Origin of the sequence: Pseudomonas sp. MPB23, from assembly GCF_046605395.1 — a bacterium.
GTDB lineage: Bacteria > Pseudomonadota > Gammaproteobacteria > Pseudomonadales > Pseudomonadaceae > Aquipseudomonas.
In genome coordinates this window covers 365,728-383,413 of record NZ_CP176771.1, presented here as the reverse complement: position 1 = coordinate 383,413, position 17,686 = coordinate 365,728, and the positions used below count along the sequence as shown (strand labels likewise).

At 62.4% G+C, this 17,686-nt stretch carries 13 protein-coding genes; 3 read left to right on the top strand and 10 right to left on the bottom strand.

The genetic code is table 11. From position 1 onward, the window contains the following. Window positions 1–27: 27 nt before the first annotated feature. The 9 genes from phaC (ACLH0J_RS01605) to ACLH0J_RS01565 form a co-directional block, all read right to left on the bottom strand. On the bottom strand, window positions 28–1,710 hold the full coding sequence (gene phaC, locus ACLH0J_RS01605; RefSeq protein ID WP_411390615.1) for a class II poly(R)-hydroxyalkanoic acid synthase: 1,683 nt from the start codon (window positions 1,708–1,710) through the stop codon (window positions 28–30). Window positions 1,711–1,798: 88 nt separating this feature from the next. Further along, on the bottom strand, window positions 1,799–2,644 hold the full coding sequence (gene phaZ / locus ACLH0J_RS01600; protein WP_411390614.1) for a poly(3-hydroxyalkanoate) depolymerase: 846 nt from the start codon (window positions 2,642–2,644) through the stop codon (window positions 1,799–1,801). 161 nt (window positions 2,645–2,805) lie between these two features. Beyond that, window positions 2,806–4,485 carry a class II poly(R)-hydroxyalkanoic acid synthase gene (gene phaC, locus ACLH0J_RS01595; RefSeq protein ID WP_411390613.1) on the bottom strand — a complete coding sequence of 560 codons (1,680 nt, stop codon included), beginning with the start codon at window positions 4,483–4,485 and terminating at the stop codon, window positions 2,806–2,808. A 249-nt stretch (window positions 4,486–4,734) separates the two neighbouring features. Beyond that, window positions 4,735–5,112, bottom strand: a complete 378-nt coding sequence (locus tag ACLH0J_RS01590) for a gamma-butyrobetaine hydroxylase-like domain-containing protein (RefSeq protein ID WP_411390612.1) — start codon at window positions 5,110–5,112, stop codon at window positions 4,735–4,737. 87 nt (window positions 5,113–5,199) lie between these two features. Beyond that, entirely contained in the window at window positions 5,200–6,537 is a 1,338-nt protein-coding gene (gene hslU, locus ACLH0J_RS01585; protein WP_411390611.1) for an ATP-dependent protease ATPase subunit HslU, read from the bottom strand. A gap of 38 nt (window positions 6,538–6,575) precedes the next feature. Continuing rightward, window positions 6,576–7,106: an ATP-dependent protease subunit HslV gene (gene hslV, locus ACLH0J_RS01580; RefSeq protein ID WP_247399883.1), complete on the bottom strand. Its 531-nt coding sequence runs from the start codon at window positions 7,104–7,106 to the stop codon at window positions 6,576–6,578. A gap of 257 nt (window positions 7,107–7,363) precedes the next feature. Next, window positions 7,364–8,065: an SPOR domain-containing protein gene (locus ACLH0J_RS01575; RefSeq protein WP_411390610.1), complete on the bottom strand. Its 702-nt coding sequence runs from the start codon at window positions 8,063–8,065 to the stop codon at window positions 7,364–7,366. A gap of 1 nt (window position 8,066) precedes the next feature. Next, window positions 8,067–9,803 carry an arginine--tRNA ligase gene (gene argS / locus ACLH0J_RS01570; RefSeq protein ID WP_411390609.1) on the bottom strand — a complete coding sequence of 579 codons (1,737 nt, stop codon included), beginning with the start codon at window positions 9,801–9,803 and terminating at the stop codon, window positions 8,067–8,069. 159 nt (window positions 9,804–9,962) lie between these two features. Continuing rightward, the gene (locus ACLH0J_RS01565) at window positions 9,963–12,182 is read right to left on the bottom strand and encodes a primosomal protein N' (RefSeq protein ID WP_411390608.1); all 2,220 of its coding nucleotides are present in this window, start codon (window positions 12,180–12,182) and stop codon (window positions 9,963–9,965) included. Between the two features lie 228 nt (window positions 12,183–12,410). Between ACLH0J_RS01565 and rpmE the strand changes: the two genes are divergently transcribed. The 3 genes from rpmE to ACLH0J_RS01550 all read left to right on the top strand — a co-directional run bounded on the left by rpmE (window position 12,411) and on the right by ACLH0J_RS01550 (window position 14,915). Continuing rightward, a complete protein-coding gene (rpmE, locus tag ACLH0J_RS01560) occupies window positions 12,411–12,644 on the top strand; it encodes a 50S ribosomal protein L31 (protein WP_005784030.1) in 234 nt (77 codons plus the stop codon). Between the two features lie 14 nt (window positions 12,645–12,658). After that, window positions 12,659–13,465 (top strand): thermonuclease family protein, encoded by an 807-nt coding sequence (locus ACLH0J_RS01555; RefSeq protein ID WP_411390607.1) that lies wholly within the window; start codon window positions 12,659–12,661, stop codon window positions 13,463–13,465. A gap of 181 nt (window positions 13,466–13,646) precedes the next feature. After that, on the top strand, window positions 13,647–14,915 hold the full coding sequence (locus ACLH0J_RS01550; RefSeq protein WP_411390606.1) for a malic enzyme-like NAD(P)-binding protein: 1,269 nt from the start codon (window positions 13,647–13,649) through the stop codon (window positions 14,913–14,915). Between the two features lie 97 nt (window positions 14,916–15,012). Here ACLH0J_RS01550 and ACLH0J_RS01545 read toward each other — a convergent pair whose 3' ends face one another. Continuing rightward, a complete protein-coding gene (locus ACLH0J_RS01545) occupies window positions 15,013–17,475 on the bottom strand; it encodes a penicillin-binding protein 1A (RefSeq protein WP_411392760.1) in 2,463 nt (820 codons plus the stop codon). Between the last annotated feature and the right edge of the window lie 211 nt (window positions 17,476–17,686).

The following is a 17,686-nucleotide window of genomic DNA, read 5'->3' as shown; positions in this document are numbered from 1 at the left end:
CCAGTCTTCTTAAGGTGATCGTTGAGCTCAGCGCACCCGCACGTAAGTGCCGGGCGCTGCTTCCATCGGTGGGTAATTCTGGTTGCCCAGGGCGGTGAGGGTTTCACGCTGTACGCCCGAGCGCGCTTGAATCCAGGCCAGCCACTGCGGCCACCAACTGCCTTCGACGTGGCTGGCGTCGTAGTACCAGGCGCGCGGGTCGCTGCTCAGCTTGGGGTTTTCGACGTAGTTGGCCTTGGGGTTGCCCGGCGGGTTGAGGATGCTCTGGATATGCCCGCTGTTGGACAGCACGAAGCGTCGCTCGCCACCGAGCAATTGCGTGGAACGGTACACCGCGTCCCACGGGGTGATGTGGTCGTTGATCCCGGCCACGCTGAAGCTGTCCACCGTGACCTTCTGCAGATCGATGGGCGTACCGCACACCTCCAGGCCGCCGGGATGGCTCAGGGGGTTGTGCTTGAAGAAGTCCAGCAGGTCGCCATGCAGCGCGGCGGGCAGGCGCGTGTTGTCGTTGTTCCAGTACAGGATGTCGAACGCCGGCGGTTCCTTGCCCAGCAGGTAGTTGTTGATCCAGTAGTTCCAGATCAGGTCATTGGGGCGCATCCAGGCAAACACCTTGGCCATGTCGCGGCCGTCCAGCACGCCTTGCTGGTAGGAGCGGCGCTTGGCGGCTTCCAGGGTTTGCTCATCGGCGAACAGCGTGGCGGGGCTGTCGATCTGGCTGTCCAGCAGGCTCACCAGGTAGCTGGCGCTGGCGACGCGGCGCAACTGGCGCTTGGCTTGCAGATGGCCTTGCAGCGCGGCGATGGTCAGGCCGCCGGCGCAGGCGCCCATCAGGTTGACCTCGCGGGCGCCGGTGATCGCCCGGCAGACGTTGAGCGCTTCCTCCAGCGCCGCCACATAAGTGGACAAGCCCCATTCACGGTGGCGCACATCCGGGTTGCGCCAACTGACGATAAAGGTCTGCAGCCCGTTCTTCAGGGCGTACTGCACAAAGCTGTTGGCCGGGCTGAGGTCGAAGATGTAGTACTTGTTGATTTGCGGCGGCACGATCAACAGCGGCTTGGCGTACTGTTTTTCGCTCATGGGCTTGTACTGGATCAGCTCCAGCAGCTCATTGCGAAACACCACCGAGCCCGGGGTGGTGGCCACGGTCTTGCCGACTTCGAATGCCTGCTTGCTCACCTGGCGGGGCAGGCCGTTGTTGTGCAGCAGGTCGTCGAACAGGTTGCTCACGCCGCGCACCACGCTGTTGCCGCCGGAGTTGAGCAGCTCCTTGACGGCCAGCGGGTTGAGCAGGGTGTTGGATGGGGAGACGGCGTCGTTGAGCAGCGAGAAGGCAAAGTGCGCACGGGCGCGGTCGTCGTCGCTCAGGGTGCTGTCGTCGATCCAGTGGCGGACCTCTTTCTGCCAGCTCAGATAGGCTTGCAGGCTGCGCCGGTAGAACGGGTTGAGGGCCCAGGTCGGGTCGACAAAGCGGCTGTCGCGAGGATTGGGTTCATGCACGGTTTCACCCAACAGCACGCGTCCCATCTGACCGCCCAGGGCCAGGACGTGACGGGCGGTATGTACCGGGTTGCGCAAACTGTGGGCGGCGACGCTGCGCAGGGTCGACAGCAGGTCGCGACCACGCAGGCCGGTGATCGCATTCTGCGCATTGATGAACGCAGCGGGGGTGGGCGCCGGGTTCGTCACGGGTCTTTCTCGCATGAGCCAACACTCCTTCGTCAAGTCATCAACAGGCACGCCAATTCAGAACCATAGTCGGTTCCTGGCAAGTTGCGCGGCGGTGTGGTCCTTACACCGCCGGTCGGGGATGAATCACCGCCCGCAGGCGCTCCTCCTCGAGAAACTTCATGATGATCGGCGCCACGGCTTCGGCCCGGGTAATCAGGAACAGGTGGCCGTCATCGATGATGTGCAACTGCGCGTTGGGAATGCGCCAGGCGAGCATGCGCATGTTGATCAGCGGGATCAGCGGGTCGTCGTCCCCGGCCAGCACCAGGGTCGGCTGCCGGATCTTGTGCAGCCAGTGGATGCTGGTCCAGCCCATCCCGGCGAACAGTTGCCAGTAGTAACCCATCTTGCCCGCCGAGCGCACTTTGCTCGCGTGCTCGGCGGCCAGTTTCGAGTCGCGGCGGAACGAGCCGCCATAAATCATCGGCGCAATGCGCACCACGTGGGACGGCTGGATATAGCGCCGGGGGCTTGCCATCAGCCACAGCACTTTCGGCTTGCCCGGCACCATGACCGCGCCGGCGGCGGTCGCGGCGAGAATCAGCTTCTTGCAGCGTTCGGGGTAGTCATAGGCAAACTGCTGCGCCAACGCCCCGCCCCAGGACACCCCCACCGCATTCACCTGGCCATAGTCCAGGTAGTCGAGCATGCGCGCGGTGAGTTTGGCCAGGCCGGGAAAGCGATAGGGCAGCCTGGGCGTGGACGAACCGCCCACGCCCGGCACATCGAAGGCGATCACTTCCAGGTCCGGGTCCAGGGCCTGGACGAACGGAAATACCAGCTCAAGGTTGGCGCCGATGCCGTTGAAAATCAGCAGCGGCGTCAAGTGAGGCTTGCCCGGACGCACCGCGGTGCGGATGGTCTGGCCATCCAGGTCGATGGTGCGGAAGATGAACGGTTGCGGCATGGGTCAAACCCTGTGAAGTGTTACAGCGCGAATGCAGTCAGTGTGGGAGGGGGCTTGCTCCCGATAGCATCACTGCGGTGTAACAGATACACCGCGCCGCCTGCATCGGAAGCAAGCCCCCTCCCACATTTGATTCCATTTCAATCCAAAAAAAGTGTGCTCTAGCGTTCATGCACATAGGTACCGGGTGCCGCTTCGGCTGCGGCGTAGGTTTTATTGCCTAATGTCGTCGGTGCCTTCTTCAACTTGCCCGCCCGCTCCGCCTGCCAGGCCTGCCAATGCAGCCACCAGGAATCGGTGTGCTTGGTCGCGTTTTCCTGCCACTCCAGTGGCTTGCCCGCCAGGCTGTCGCTGGTCTGGTAGCGCGCTTTTGGGTTGCCCGGTGGGTTGAGGATGCTCTGGATATGCCCGCTGCTGGACAACACGAACTCCACCTTGCCGCCAAACAGCTGCGCCGACTTGTAGCAGGATTGCCACGGCGTGATGTGGTCGTTGGTGCCGGCCAGTGAGTAGATATCGGCGGTGATCTGCTTGAGGTCGATGGGCGTGCCGCACACCTCCAGAGCATTGGCGCGCACCAGCGGGTTGTTCTTGAACAGCTCGATCAGGTCGCCGTGGAAGGCGGCCGGCAAGCGCGTGGTGTCGTTGTTCCAGAACAGGATGTCGAACACCGGCGGCTCGTTGCCCAGCAGGTAGTTATTGACCCAGTAGTTCCAGATCAGGTCGTTGGGGCGCATCCATGCAAACACCTTGGCCATGTCGCGACCTTCCAGCACGCCGGCCTGGTAGGAATGGCGCTTGGCCGCTTCGAGGGTCTGCTCGTCGACGAACAGCGCGACCTGGGTGTCCAGGGTGGTGTCCAGCACGCTCACCAGCAGGGTCAGGGCGTTGACCTTCTTCTCCCCCAGCGCCGCGTAGTGGCCCAGCAGCGCAGTGCAGGTGATGCCGCCGGAGCAGGCGCCGAGCATGTTGATGTCCTTGCTGCCGGTAATCGCCGTGACCACATCGACCGCTTCCTTGAGCGCTTCGATATAGGTCGACAGGCCCCACTCGCGCTGTTCCTTGGTGGGGTTGCGCCAACTGACGATAAAGGTCTGCTGGCCGTTGCGCAGGCAGAAGCGCGCCAGGCTCTTATCCGGGCTCAGGTCGAAGACATAGAATTTGTTGATCTGCGGCGGGACCACCAGCAGCGGGCGTTCGTGCACCTGCTCGGTGATCGGCGCGTACTGGATCAGCTCCAGCACGTCGTTGCGAAACACCACCGCGCCTTCGGTGGTGCCCAGGGTCTTGCCCACCTCGAACGCTTTCATATTGACCTGGCTCGGCATGCCGCCGTTATGCACCATGTCCTTGGCCAGGTGGGACAGGCCATCGAGCAGGCTTTTGCCGCCGGTTTCAAAGAAGCGCTTGACCGCTGCCGGGTTGGCCGCGCTGTTGGTGGGGGCCATGGCTTCGGTCATCAGGTTGATCACGAAGTGGGCGCGGCTGATGTCCTGTTCCGACAGGTTGCTGTCGCCGATCCACTCGTGCAGTTCCTTGCGCCACGCCAGGTAGGTTTGCAGGTAGCGCTTGTAGAGCGGGTTCTGGCTCCAGGCCGGGTCATGGAAGCGACGGTCGTCGCTTTCGGGTTGTAGCTGCGATTTGCCGAACATCACGTTCTTCAATTCGACCCCGAAGTGGGCGACGTGCTTGACGCTGTGCAACGGTTGCTTGATGGCTTGGGTCAGCACCATCTTTGCCGAGGCCAGTAAATCCTTTTTACGTAACGCGATGATCGGGTTGAGCCCCAGGGTGTTTTCCGAGGCCTGGCGTTTCAAGTCATCGTTATTCTTGTTACTCATCTACGACGCTCCATTGTCCGAAAGACGAGTACCGGGTACCGCTGCGCACCAGGTTTCGATACACAGCACAAGCCAGGTACTGCGACTCGGGTGACCGTTGATCCCGCATTACCGAATGCAGAGAACTTGCCAGTTCCATTGGTTACCCGAGTTTAATTTTTTTCGCAAGCAGGCCAATCGTTGGCCGCGCGACAGGGCATTCAAGCAGATGAAATTAGAAAATGCCCTCTAAACAGCAAGAAGCCTGGGCTAGAGCATCAGCCGCACGACCGATTCGTTCGGGTCGCGGGTTTTGCCGGCCGCGGTGAGCTCGGCGAGATAATCGGCCCACAGCGCATCCTGACGCACGGCCAATTGGTAGAGGTAGTCCCAGGTGAACAATCCGCTGTCGTGTCCGTCGTCGAAGATCAATTTCAGTGCGTACTGACCGGCCGGTTCGATCTGGATCAAGCGGACGTTGAGCTTGCCGAATTGCAGGATGGGTTTGCCGTGGCCCTGGACCTCGGCGGACGGCGAATGCACCCGCAGGAATTCGGCGGGCAACTGGTAGGCCTCGTCGGGACCGTAGGTGAGGCCGAGGGTGTTGGAGGTTTTGTGCAGGTTTATAGCGGTGGGAAATTTGGACATTGATGACGATCCTGAATAAACCGGCTTGAAAATGTAGGAGGGAGCAAGCCCCCTCCCACACAGAATCAAAGCAGTTCTGTGTATGACTTACAGGATATAGCGAGACAGATCTTCGTTCTGCGCCAATTCGCCCAAGTGGCTGTTGACGTAGTCGGCGTCGATCTTGATTGCTTCACCGTTCTGCGCGCCGGCCAGGTCGCCGGCGCTGAAGGACACTTCCTCAAGCAGTCGCTCCAGCAGGGTGTGCAGGCGACGGGCACCGATGTTCTCGGTCTTCTCGTTGACCTGCCAGGCGATCTCCGCCAGGCGCTTGATACCGTCCGGCAGGAACTCGATGCCCAGGCCTTCGGTTTTCAGCAGCTCACGGTACTGCTCGGTGAGCGAGGCGTGCGGCTCGCTGAGGATGCGCTCGAAGTCGCCTGGGGTCAGCGCCTTGAGCTCCACGCGAATCGGCAGGCGGCCTTGCAGTTCCGGCACCAGGTCGCTTGGCTTGCTCAGGTGGAATGCGCCGGAAGCGATAAACAGGATGTGGTCGGTCTTGACCATGCCCAGCTTGGTGTTGACGGTGCAGCCTTCGATCAGCGGCAGCAGGTCGCGCTGCACGCCTTCGCGGGACACATCGACGCCACCGGAGTTGCCGCGCTTGGCCACTTTGTCGATCTCGTCGATAAACACGATGCCGTGCTGCTCGACCGCTTCCAGGGCCTTGGCCTTGAGTTCTTCCTCATTGACCAGGCGCCCGGCTTCTTCGTCGCGCACCAGTTTCAGCGCTTCCTTCACCTTGAGCTTGCGGTTTTTCTTTTTGCCCTTGCCCATGTTGGCGAACAGGTTCTGCAACTGGCTGGTCATTTCTTCCATGCCAGGTGGCGCGGAAATGTCGACGCCGGAGACTTCGGCGATTTCGATCTCGATTTCCTTGTCGTCCAACTGGCCTTCACGCAGGCGCTTGCGGAATAGCTGGCGGGTGTTGGAGTCCGAGGCCGGTGCGGCGTCTTCGTTGAAACCCATGCGTGCCGGTGGCAGCAGGGCGTCGAGGATGCGTTCTTCGGCGGCGTCTTCGGCGCGCAGGCTGACCTTGGTCATTTCCTGTTCGCGCAGCAGCTTGAGGGCGGCGTCGGCCAGGTCGCGGATGATCGATTCGACATCGCGACCGACATACCCGACTTCGGTGAATTTGGTCGCTTCGACCTTGATGAACGGGGCATTGGCCAGCTTGGCCAGGCGCCGGGCGATCTCGGTTTTACCGACGCCGGTCGGGCCGATCATCAGGATGTTCTTGGGCGTTACTTCAACGCGCAGTTCTTCGGGCAGTTGCATCCGGCGCCAGCGGTTACGCAGCGCGATGGCAACGGCGCGCTTGGCATCGTCCTGGCCGATGATATGGCGATTGAGTTCATGGACGATTTCGCGGGGAGTCATGGACATAATGTTTGGCGGTCCTCAAGCGGTAATAAGCCTGCGGCTTACTCGGCGAGGTCCTGCTCCTCAATGGTGAAGTTGTGGTTGGTGAACACGCAGATATCGCCGGCGATACCCAGGGCGGTCTCGACGATTTCCCGGGCCGACAGGTCGGTTTTCTTCAACAGTGCGCTGGCCGCCGCTTGGGCAAAGCCACCGCCGGAGCCCATGGCGATCAGGCCATGCTCAGGCTCAACCACATCGCCGTTACCGGTGATGATCAGGGACGCATCCTTGTTGGCCACGGCCAGCATGGCTTCGAGGCGGCTGAGGGAGCGGTCGGTGCGCCATTCTTTGGCGAGTTCGACGGCGGCGCGAACCAAGTGGCCCTGGTGTTTTTCCAACTGGCCTTCGAAACGCTCGAACAGGGTGAAGGCATCGGCAGTCGCGCCGGCGAAACCAGCCAGTACCTGGCCGTGGTAGAGGAGACGCACTTTCTTGGCGTTGCCTTTCATCACGGTATTACCCAGGGAAACCTGGCCGTCGCCGCCCATGACGACTTTGCCGTGGCGACGTACTGAAACGATGGTGGTCAAGGGGAGAGTCTCCACGCAGCGGGGCGAAAATGCCCTGGTGGGAACTCATATGGGGGTGGTGGGGGGGATTTCAACCTTGAGAGGTTGGTACGGACGAATGGTGGCTATTGGTCTTACACCCTTTCAGGAACACTCCAAAACCCATGTGGGAGGGGGATCGCTCCCGATAGCGGTGTATCAGTCGCCGACAATGTTGACTGACCTACTGCCATCGGGAGCAAGCCCCCTCCCACATTTTGATCGGCGTTGAGCCCGAGTCAGCGGCTCTGGCGCTGTTGTAACAACAGGTTGCTAAAACCTGCGCCGGCCAATTGCTTCTGTGCCACGGTCAGTTGTTCGCGGTTGCTGAACGGGCCCACCAACACGCGATACCAGGTCGCATCCTTCACCGTGCCGGATTCCACCGTGACCGCCTGGCCCAGCAGAATGATCTGCGCGCGCACGCGATCCGCATCCGCCTGTTTCGGGAACGAGCCCGCCTGCAGGAAAAACCGGGTCACCGGCGCCGCCTTGGTGGTTGCAACCGGTGGTGGCGGTGGCGGGGTAATCCCGGCCAACGCGGCCTGGGCGCGTGCGGTGTCGATTTTCGCGGCTTCCGCCGGGGTTACCGGGGTAGTCGGTACCTGCGGCGTCGGCAGGGTTTTCTCCGGCACGGCGTCCGGCGGCACGATCACTTCCGATTCCGGCAGCAGCGTGTAGAAGTCGTATTTCGGCTTCACCGGCGCCGTCGGGCTTGGCGTGGTCTTGTTGGCTTCGGCCATTTTGGTGGCCTTCTGCTGTTCCTGTTTGACCCGTTTGACATCATCGCCCTGGCCGGGGTCCAGCTTCATCAGGAACACAATAAACGCGCCGACCGTGAGGCCGATGGCCATCCACAACCAGCCCGGGATCGGCTTCTTTGCCGGGGCCTGGTAGCGGCTCGCGCCGCGCTTGGGTGCAGGTTTTTTCTTGGCAGCCAACTTACATACGCTCCAGGGTTTCCAGGCCCAACAGTTCCAGGCCTTGCTTGAGGGTCCGTCCAGCCAGTGCGGCGAGGCGCAGGCGACTTTGCTTCTGGGCTTCGTCGTCGGCGGTGAGGATCGGGCAGTTCTCGTAGAAGCTGGAGAACAACCCGGCGACTTCGTACAGGTAGGTGCAGAGGATATGCGGTGTGCCTTTCTCGCCGACGCTGTTCAGCACTTCACCGAATTGCGCCAGCTTGGCGGCCAACTCCTGTTCGTGCGGTGCCTCCAGGTTGATCTGCCCCTGGACTTCGCTGAAGTCCTTGCCCAGCTTGCGGAACACCCCGGCCACGCGGGTGTAGGCGTACAGCAGGTACGGCGCGGTGTTGCCTTCAAAGTTGAGCATCAATTCGAAGTTGAAGCTGTAGTCGCTGGTGCGGTGCTTGGACAGGTCGGCGTATTTCACCGCGCCAATGCCCACCACGCGGGCGATGTTGCGCAGGTCGGCTTCGGCCAGTTCCGGGTTCTTTTCCTTCACCAGGGTGTAGGCACGTTCCTGGGCTTCGTTGAGCAGGTCGATCAGCTTCACGGTGCCGCCGTCGCGGGTCTTGAACGGGCGGCCATCGGCGCCGTTCATGGTGCCGAACCCCATGTGTTCCATGTGCATCGGATGGGTGACGAAACCGGCGCGGCGCGCCACTTCGAACACCTGCTGGAAGTGCAGGGCCTGGCGCTGGTCGACGAAGTACAGCGCGCGATCGGCCTTGAGCACGCCGCTGCGGTAGCGCACGGCGGCCAGGTCGGTGGTGGCATACAGGTAGCCGCCATCGGCCTTGACGATGATCACCGGCAGCGGCTCGCCGTCGGCGGTCTTGAATTCTTCGAGGAACACGCACTGCGCGCCGTTGCTCTCGACCAGCAGGCCCTTGGCCTTGAGGTCGTTGACCACATTGATCAGGTCATCGTTGTAGGCGCTTTCGCCCATCACGTCGGCCATGGTCAGTTTGACGTTGAGCAGTTCGTAGATTTTCTGGCAGTGGGCCAGCGAGATATCGCGGAAGCGGCTCCACAATTCCAGGCATTCGGTGTCGCCGGCTTGCAACTTGACCACCAGGCCACGGGCGCGGTCGGCGAATTCTGCGGATTCGTCGAAGCGCTTCTTGGCGGCGCGGTAGAAGTTCTCCAGGTCCGACAGCTCGTTGCTGGTGATCGGGTTTTCCTGCAGGTAGGCCATCAGCATGCCGAACTGGGTACCCCAGTCGCCCACGTGGTTCTGACGGATCACGGTGTCGCCGAGGAACTCCAGCACCCGCGCCACGCCGTCGCCGATGATGGTGGAACGCAGGTGGCCGACATGCATCTCTTTGGCCAGGTTCGGCGCTGACAGGTCGATGACCACGCGCTGGCTGGCGCCGGCCTTGCGCACACCGATTTTGGCGTCGGCCAGGGCGACGTCCAGGCGCGTAGCCAGGGCCTGGGTGTTCTGGAAGACGTTGATGAAGCCAGGGCCGGCGATTTCGGCCTTGCTCACCTGCGGGTCGGCCGGCAGCGCGGCGATGATTTTCTCCGCCAGGTCGCGCGGCTTCATGCCGGCCGGCTTGGCCAGCATCATCGCGATGTTGCTGGCGAAGTCGCCGTGGGTCTTGTCGCGGGTGTTTTCCACCTGGATCGCCGGCGTCAGGCCTTCAGGCAACACACCTTCGTTGACGAGTTGGGTGAGGGCTTGTTGGATCAACTGGCGAATGGTGTCTTTCATGGTGTTCTCTTTCGACCGCAAGCGGCGGCGCGCGATGCGCAGGTGGAAAAACTCGGCATTATCCGTGGCGAGGGCGGGCTTGCCAACCGTTCCAGACCTGCGGGGCTCTTTAAGGGCATCCTGCCCACTGTGGGAGCGAGCAAGCTCGTTCCTACAGGGCTAGTACAGGTCGACCGGGTCCACATCCAATGACCATCGCACCTGGCGACCGCTGGGCATTTGCTCCAGGGCAAGCAACCAGCTACTTAACAGCCGATGCAGTGGCGCACGGGAGGTGGCTTGCAAGAGTAGCTGAGCACGATAACGCCCGGCGCGGCGTTCCATGGGCGCCGGCACCGGGCCGAGCAATTCGATGCCGCTCAGACCCAGCTCACCGAGCAAACGTTCAGCGGCGCTGCAGGCTTCATCGAGAAACCCTTCGGCCTGCCCCGGCTTGTGAGCCTCGGCGCGCAGCAGCGCCAGGTGCGCAAAGGGCGGCAGGCCGGCGGCGCGGCGCTCGCTCAAGGCCTGTTCGGCGAAGGCAAAGTAGCCTTGTTCTGTCAGTTGAATCAGCAGCGGGTGATCGGCCAGGTGCGTCTGGATAATCACCTTGCCCGGCTCCTCGGCACGCCCGGCGCGCCCGGCGACCTGCACGATCAACTGCGCCATGCGCTCGCTGGCGCGGAAGTCGCCGGAGAACAGGCCGCCGTCGGCATCCAGGATCGACACCAGGGTGACCCGTGGAAAGTGATGGCCTTTGGCAAGCATCTGCGTGCCCACCAGAATGCACGGCTGGCCCTTCTGGATGGTGGTGAACAACTGGTTCATTGCGTCTTTGCGCGAGGTGCTGTCGCGGTCGACCCGCAGCACCGGGTAGTCCGGGAACAGAATCCCCAGGCGCTCTTCGGCGCGCTCGGTGCCCGCGCCGACCGGGCGCAGGTCGACCTTGCCGCATTGCGGGCAGTGGCGCGGTATGCGCTCCACATGGCCGCAATGGTGGCAGCGCAATTCGCCGTGGCGCTGGTGCACGGTCATGCGCGCATCGCAGCGCTCGCACTCGGACATCCAGCCGCAGTCATGGCACAGCAAAGTCGGTGCGAAGCCGCGGCGGTTGAGAAACACCAATACCTGCTGGCCGGCGGCAAGGGTCTGGCCGATGGCTTGCTGCATCGGCCCGGAAATGCCGCTGTCCAGCGGGCGGCTTTTGACGTCCAGGCGCAGGAAGCGCGGCTGTTTGGCGCCGCCGGCGCGCTCGTTCAGGCGTAGGAGCCCATAACGCCCGGTGTAGGCGTTGTGCAGGCTTTCCAGGGACGGCGTGGCCGAGCCCAGCACGATCGGAATGTCTTCCTGGCGTGCGCGCACCAGCGCCAGGTCGCGGGCGTGGTAGCGCAGGCCTTCCTGCTGTTTATAGGAGCCGTCGTGCTCCTCGTCGACGATGATCAGGCCGGGGTTTTTCATCGGCGTGAACAGCGCCGAACGGGTGCCGATGATGATGTCGGCCTCGCCATCCCGCGCCGCCAGCCACGACTCCAGGCGTTCACGGTCGTTGACCGCCGAGTGCACCAGGGCGATGCGTGCGTTGAAGCGTTGTTCGAAACGCGCCAGGGTCTGCGGTCCCAGGTTGATCTCGGGGATCAGCACCAGCGCCTGTTTGCCGGCCTGCAGGGTTTCGCGGATCAGTTGCAAATAGACTTCGGTCTTGCCGCTGCCGGTGACGCCGGCCAGCAGGAACGCATGGAAACTGTCGAAGCCGGCGCGGATCGCTTCATAAGCGGCGCGTTGTTCGGGGTTCAGCGGCAATTCCGGTTGGGCCAGCCAGTGTTCATGGCGCGGGTCCGGGGCGTGCTTGCGGACCTCGACTTGCACCAGGCCTTTGGCCAGCAGCAGGTCAAGGCTGTCTTTGTTCAGCATCAGCTTGCTCAATAGCTGATGGGCCACGCCATGGGGATGTTGGGCCAGGGTCGCCAAGGCTTCACGCTGGCGCGGCGCGCGGGCGATGCGCGGGTCGTCGAGGTGCGCGCCGGGCACCATCGACCAGAAACGCTCCTGGCGCGCTTCGGCCAGCTCGCCCTGGCGCAGCAACACCGGCAGCGCCCAGCTCAGGGTGTCGCCCAGGCTGTGCTGGTAATACTGGGCGGTCCACAGGCACAGCTTGAACAGTGCCGGCGGCAGCGGTGGCGTGGCATCGAGGATGGCCACCGCCGGTTTGAGTTTTTCCGCTGGCACTTCGCTGTGGTCGGTGACTTCCACCAGGATGCCGATCATTTCCCGCCGGCCAAAGGGCACGCGCACGCGCATGCCCGGCAGCAACTGCGCGCGCAGCACGCCGGCCGGCGCCCGGTAATCGAACAGGCGGCGCAGGGGCGAGGGCAGGGCGAGGCGCAGGATGGCGTCGGGCACGCGGGGGTCTCATCTATAAAGGTAGGCGGTGGCGCAGGGGCGGGAGCCTAGCAGACAGGCGGAGCCTTGGGTATGCCGGGGATTTCTGATGAAAGGCGCGCTTATGTGGGCAAGCGATCGATGCCACCGCTTGCGCGTTTAAAAAGGTCTGGTAGAATCCGCGGCCTAATTACGTGCGGTATTCGACAATAGTGTCGAGTGGCGGCACGCTAGCCCGAGGAAGTCACCATGAAAGCCGATATCCATCCAGCGTACGAAACCATCGAAGTAACCTGCAGCTGCGGCAACAAGTTCGAAACTCGTTCGAACCTGTGCAAGCCACTGGGTACTGACGTATGCAACGAGTGCCACCCGTTCTACACCGGTAAGCAGAAAACTCTGGACACCGGCGGCCGTGTACAGCGCTTCGCAGATCGCTTTGGTGCTTTCGGCAAGAAGCCTGCTGCTACTCCAGCAGAGTAAGGCTCAAAAGCCTTATGGGCTTTTGCCAGCTGTTGAAAAAGGCGTCCCTGGCGGGCGCCTTTTTTGTGCCCGCGATTTGGCTGTCGACCGCCCAGGGCGAGGTATTTTGCCCCGCACCGGCGACCCTGGCCCGCGTGGAGGTGCAGCGTGTGGTGGATGGCGACACGGTGCGCCTCAAGGATGGCCGTAGCGTGCGGATGATCGGCATCAATGCGCCGGAAACCGCCAGGAAAGGCCGCGCCGACGAGCCGTTCGCGGTTGCCGCCCGCCAGCGCCTGCAGGCACTGGTGGCGGCCAGCGATGGGCGAGTGGGTCTGGTGCCGGGGCGTGAGTCTCAAGATCGCTACGGTCGCACCCTGGCCCATCTCTATGGCGCCAATGGCGAGAACCTTGAGGCGCGGCTCCTGGCCGAAGGCCTGGGGTTCCAGGTGGGGGTGGCGCCGAACGTCGATCTCGTCACCTGCCAGCAGGCCGCGGAAAACGCCGCTCGCCAGGCGCGTCTCGGCGTGTGGCGCCAATCGCCGGTGCAAACCGTGGCGCAGCTCAAGCGTTCCGGGTTCGCCGTGGTCAGTGGGCAGGTCAGTAAGATCGAACGCAATCGCGGCGGTATCTGGATCGAATTGCAGGGGGCACTGGTATTACGCATTGCATCCGATCAGGTCAGCCAATTCGACGCGGCCATGCTTAATGGTCTGCAAGGGCGTGTAATCGAGGCGCGTGGTTGGGTGCTGGATCGCTCGCGGCACGGTGGCCGGAAAAACGCTCAGGCTCGCTGGCTTCTGCCGCTGACCGATCCTGGCATGCTGAAAGCGGCGCCTTGAGAAAAAACTGTAGACATTTTTTTAATCGATTGTGAACAGTTTAGCCCTTGTATCCCGTGACTCTTGGCCGAAAGTCGTAGTGTTGGGCGCTTGACACCGGTGGCGGCACAGTCTTGTAGGGGCTTTACGACACGAGTATCCTCGGCGGTCCGTCGACCAACAGTAAAAGCGGAATGCCGATATGTCTGATTTGAAAACTGCCGCTCTCGAATATCATGCCCATCCTCGTCCAGGAAAGCTGAGTGTAGAGCTCACCAAAGCCACCGCCACCGCCCGCGACCTGTCGCTGGCCTACAGCCCTGGCGTTGCCGAGCCCGTACGTGAAATCGCCCGTGACCCTGAGCTGGCGTACAAGTACACCGGCAAAGGCAACCTGGTTGCAGTGATTTCCGATGGCACCGCGATTCTCGGCCTGGGCAACCTCGGCCCATTGGCATCTAAGCCCGTCATGGAAGGTAAGGGCGTGCTGTTCAAGCGCTTTGCCGGTATTGACGTTTTCGACATCGAAGTCGATTCCGAGAGCCCTCAGGCTTTCATCGACACCGTGAAGCGCATTTCCATCACCTTCGGTGGCATCAACCTGGAAGACATCAAGGCACCTGAGTGCTTCGAGATCGAAAAGGCCCTGATCGAGCAGTGCGACATTCCGGTCTTCCACGATGACCAGCACGGTACTGCAATCGTCACCGCCGCCGGCATGATCAACGCCCTGGAAATCGTTGGAAAAACCCTGGCTGACGCCAAGATCGTCTGCCTGGGCGCCGGCGCTGCGGCCATCTCCTGCATGAAGTTGATCATCAGCATGGGTGCCAAGCTGGAGAACGTCTACATGGTCGACAGCAAGGGCGTGATCCAGTCCGAGCGTACCGACCTGAACCAGTACAAGGCGATGTTTGCCCACCCATCCTCCAAGCGCACCCTGGCTGAAGCCCTGGACGGTGCCGACGTGTTCGTCGGTCTGTCCGGCCCGAACCTGCTGAGCGCCGAAGGCCTGAAAGCCATGGCGCCCAACCCGATCGTGTTCGCCTGCTCCAACCCGGACCCAGAAATCGCGCCAGAGCTGGCACACGCCACCCGTAGCGACGTGATCATGGCCACCGGCCGTTCGGACTACCCGAACCAGGTCAACAACGTGCTGGGCTTCCCGTTCATCTTCCGTGGTGCCCTGGACGTTCGCGCCAAGCGCATCAACGAAGAAATGAAAGTGGCGGCCGCCAACGCCCTGCGTGAACTGGCCAAGCTGCCGGTGCCTCAGGAGGTGTGCGACGCCTACGGTGGCGCCAAGCTGGAATTCGGTCGTGAGTACATCATTCCGAAGCCAATGGACAAGCGCCTGATCACCGTGATCTCCGACGCCGTGGCCAAAGCCGCGATCGAGACCGGTGTGGCCACCCTGCCGTACCCGAAAAACTACCCGCTGCAAAGCGTGGATGATGTGTTCAACGGCTAAGCCGTTGTAGCGCACCAACAAAAAGCCCCGGCTCTTGCGAGTCGGGGCTTTTTGCTGTGTGGCGATTGACTCAAGCCTTGTGCAGATCCGCATCGGTTTAGAACAGGTCGATCGGCGCCGCCTCATCCGCCGGCAGCGGGCTGCCCGGTGCTACGCCATTGCCCAGCTCGTTGATCGACGGCGGCGTGTCTTCGCTCTTGAACAGTTCGAAGTAGGCGTTCGGCGTGCTCGGCGACGCTGCGCGACCGCTGACCGGGTCGATCCGCAGGCTGAGAATGCCTTCCGGTTCCGGCTGGGTGTGCAGCGGCTTGTCCTTCAAGGCCGCGCCCATGTAACTCATCCAGATCGGCAGCGCGACGGTGCCGCCGAACTCGCGGCGACCGAGGCTTTCCGGCTGGTCGTAGCCGGTCCACACGGTGGTCACGTAGTCGGCGTTATAGCCGGAGAACCAGGCATCCTTGGATTCGTTGGTGGTACCGGTCTTGCCCGCGATGTCCGCACGGCCCAGGGCCATGGCACGTCGGCCGGTGCCCTTCTTGATCACGTCCTCGAGGATGCTGTTGAGGATATAGGTGGTACGGCCATCCACGATGCGCTCGGCGACCGCAGGCGCTTGTGGCTCGGTCGGTGCGGCGCTATTAGTGGCTGGAACTGCGCCTGGGGTCGGCTCGATGGTGATGCCGCCATTGCTCGGCGCCGCCAGGCCATCAGTGGCTACTATGCCGTTGACCACATCCCCCGGCACGCGAGGCGGATTGGCGGTGAACAGGGTGTCGCCATTGCGGCTTTCGATCTTGTCGATCAGGTACGGCGTGATCTTATAGCCGCCGTTGGCAAACGTGCTCCAGCCGGTGGCGATTTCCATCGGCGTGAGGGTCGCGGTGCCCAGGGCCAGGGACAGGTTCGGCGGCAGGTCCGCCTTGTTGAAACCAAAGCGCGTGATGTAGTCGATGGTCTTGCCCACGCCCATCGCTTGCAGCAGGCGGATCGACACCAGGTTGCGCGACTTGTACAGCGCCTCGCGGATGCGGATCGGGCCGAGGAAGGTGTTGGTGTCGTTCTTCGGGCGCCAGACTTTGTCCAGGTATTCGTCGACGAACACGATCGGCGCGTCGTTGACCAGGCTGGCGGCGGTGTAGCCGTTATCCAGGGCGGCGCTGTAGATGAACGGCTTGAAGCTCGAACCCGGCTGACGTTTGGCCTGGGTCGCGCGGTTGTAGTTGCTCTGCTCGAAGGCAAAGCCGCCGACCAGGGCGCGGATCGCGCCGTTCTGCGGGTCCAGCGACACCAGGGCGCCCTGGGCCAGTGGCACCTGGCTGAATTTGAGGCTGTCGTCCTTCTGGCGCTGCACGCGGATCAGGTCGCCCACTTGAGCGACATCCGACGGCTGCTTGGGCATCGGGCCCATGCTGTTGGTGTTCAGGAATGGGCGTGCCCACTTCATGCTGTCCCATGACACATGGGCTTCGCCGGTGCGGGTCAGCACCTGCACACCATCCTTCTTCACTTGGGTGACGATGGCCGGCTCCAGGCCACTGATCGCGCGCTGTTTGCCCAGTTCGGTGGTCCAGGCGCTGAGGGTCTTGCCCGGCAGGCGCGACTCGGGGCCGCGATAGCCGTGGCGCTGATCGTAGGTGATCAGGCCGGAATGCACCGCGTCATTGGCGATTTCCTGCAAGTCGCTCGGAACGGTGGTGGTCACGCGAAAACCTTCGGTGTAGGCGTCGCTACCGTAACGGCCGACCATCTCGGCACGCGCCATTTCAGCGATGTACGGTGCATTCACTTCCGGCGTCGGCACGTGGTAGCTGGCGTTCAGCGGCTCGGCCACGGCACTTTCGTAAGCCGCCTGGTCGATTTTGCCCAGCTTGTACATGCGCCCCAGGATCCAGTCGCGACGCTCTTTGCTGCGCGCCGGGTTGGCCAGGGGGTTGAAGCGCGACGGCGCCTTGGGCAGGCCGGCGATCATTGCCATCTGCGCCAGGCTGGCGTCACGGATCGACTTGCCGTAGTACACCTGGGAGGCCGCCTCGATCCCGTAGGCGCGATTGCCCAGGTAGATCTTGTTGACGTACAGCTCAAGGATCTCGTCCTTGGTCAGTTGGCGTTCGATCTGCAGGGCCAGGAGGATCTCGGTGGCTTTACGCGAAAAGCTGCGCTCGCTGGTGAGGAAGAAGTTCTTCGCCACCTGCATCGTGATGGTGCTGCCGCCGGATTGAATGTGTCCGCTTTTTACCAATTGCGTGGCCGCGCGCACCAGGCTGCTGGGGTCGACGCCATAGTGGTTGGCGAAATTATCGTCTTCGGCCGACAGCAGGGCGCTGATGAAATTGGGTGGAATGTCGGCAAAACGGATCGGTGTGCGGCGCATTTCGCCGAACTCCGCGATCAGTTTTTCGTCGCTGCTGTAGACCCGTAAAGGAATCTGCAACTGGATACTTCTGAGGGCCTCTACGGAGGGCAAACCCGGACTAAGGTAGAGGTAGGCCCCGCTGAGTACGAGCAGCAGCCCGCAGACGATCGCGACAATGGAGTACCCGAAAAACTTCAGCAGACGAATCAAGGCTTTTGGATTTCCAGAGAAAAGAATGGGTTAGGCGTCGGGGCATGCATGGCAAACGATGGATCAACCCGAGCTGCAGATAAAAAGCGGGAAAAAACGCTGGGCATTAAAGCATTTTCGGCTTGGGGCGTCATTCGCGGCTCTTCGACAAGTCGACCGAATGCAGGCTGCTCAACGGTAACCAGGCGGTATGACAGGCAAAGTTTTG

What these genes read in the sequence shown, in the direction of transcription:
- argS (WP_411390609.1), bottom strand. Translation starts at nt 9,803, where the DNA reads ATGAAAGACACCATTCGCCAGTTGATCCAACAAGCCCTCACCCAACTC.
- rpmE (WP_005784030.1), top strand. Translation starts at nt 12,411, where the DNA reads ATGAAAGCCGATATCCATCCAGCGTACGAAACCATCGAAGTAACCTGC.
- phaC (WP_411390615.1), bottom strand. Translation starts at nt 1,710, where the DNA reads ATGCGAGAAAGACCCGTGACGAACCCGGCGCCCACCCCCGCTGCGTTC.
- phaC (WP_411390613.1), bottom strand. Translation starts at nt 4,485, where the DNA reads ATGAGTAACAAGAATAACGATGACTTGAAACGCCAGGCCTCGGAAAAC.
- ACLH0J_RS01555 (WP_411390607.1), top strand. Translation starts at nt 12,659, where the DNA reads ATGGGCTTTTGCCAGCTGTTGAAAAAGGCGTCCCTGGCGGGCGCCTTT.
- phaZ (WP_411390614.1), bottom strand. Translation starts at nt 2,644, where the DNA reads ATGCCGCAACCGTTCATCTTCCGCACCATCGACCTGGATGGCCAGACC.
- ACLH0J_RS01550 (WP_411390606.1), top strand. Translation starts at nt 13,647, where the DNA reads ATGTCTGATTTGAAAACTGCCGCTCTCGAATATCATGCCCATCCTCGT.
- ACLH0J_RS01590 (WP_411390612.1), bottom strand. Translation starts at nt 5,112, where the DNA reads ATGTCCAAATTTCCCACCGCTATAAACCTGCACAAAACCTCCAACACC.
- hslU (WP_411390611.1), bottom strand. Translation starts at nt 6,537, where the DNA reads ATGTCCATGACTCCCCGCGAAATCGTCCATGAACTCAATCGCCATATC.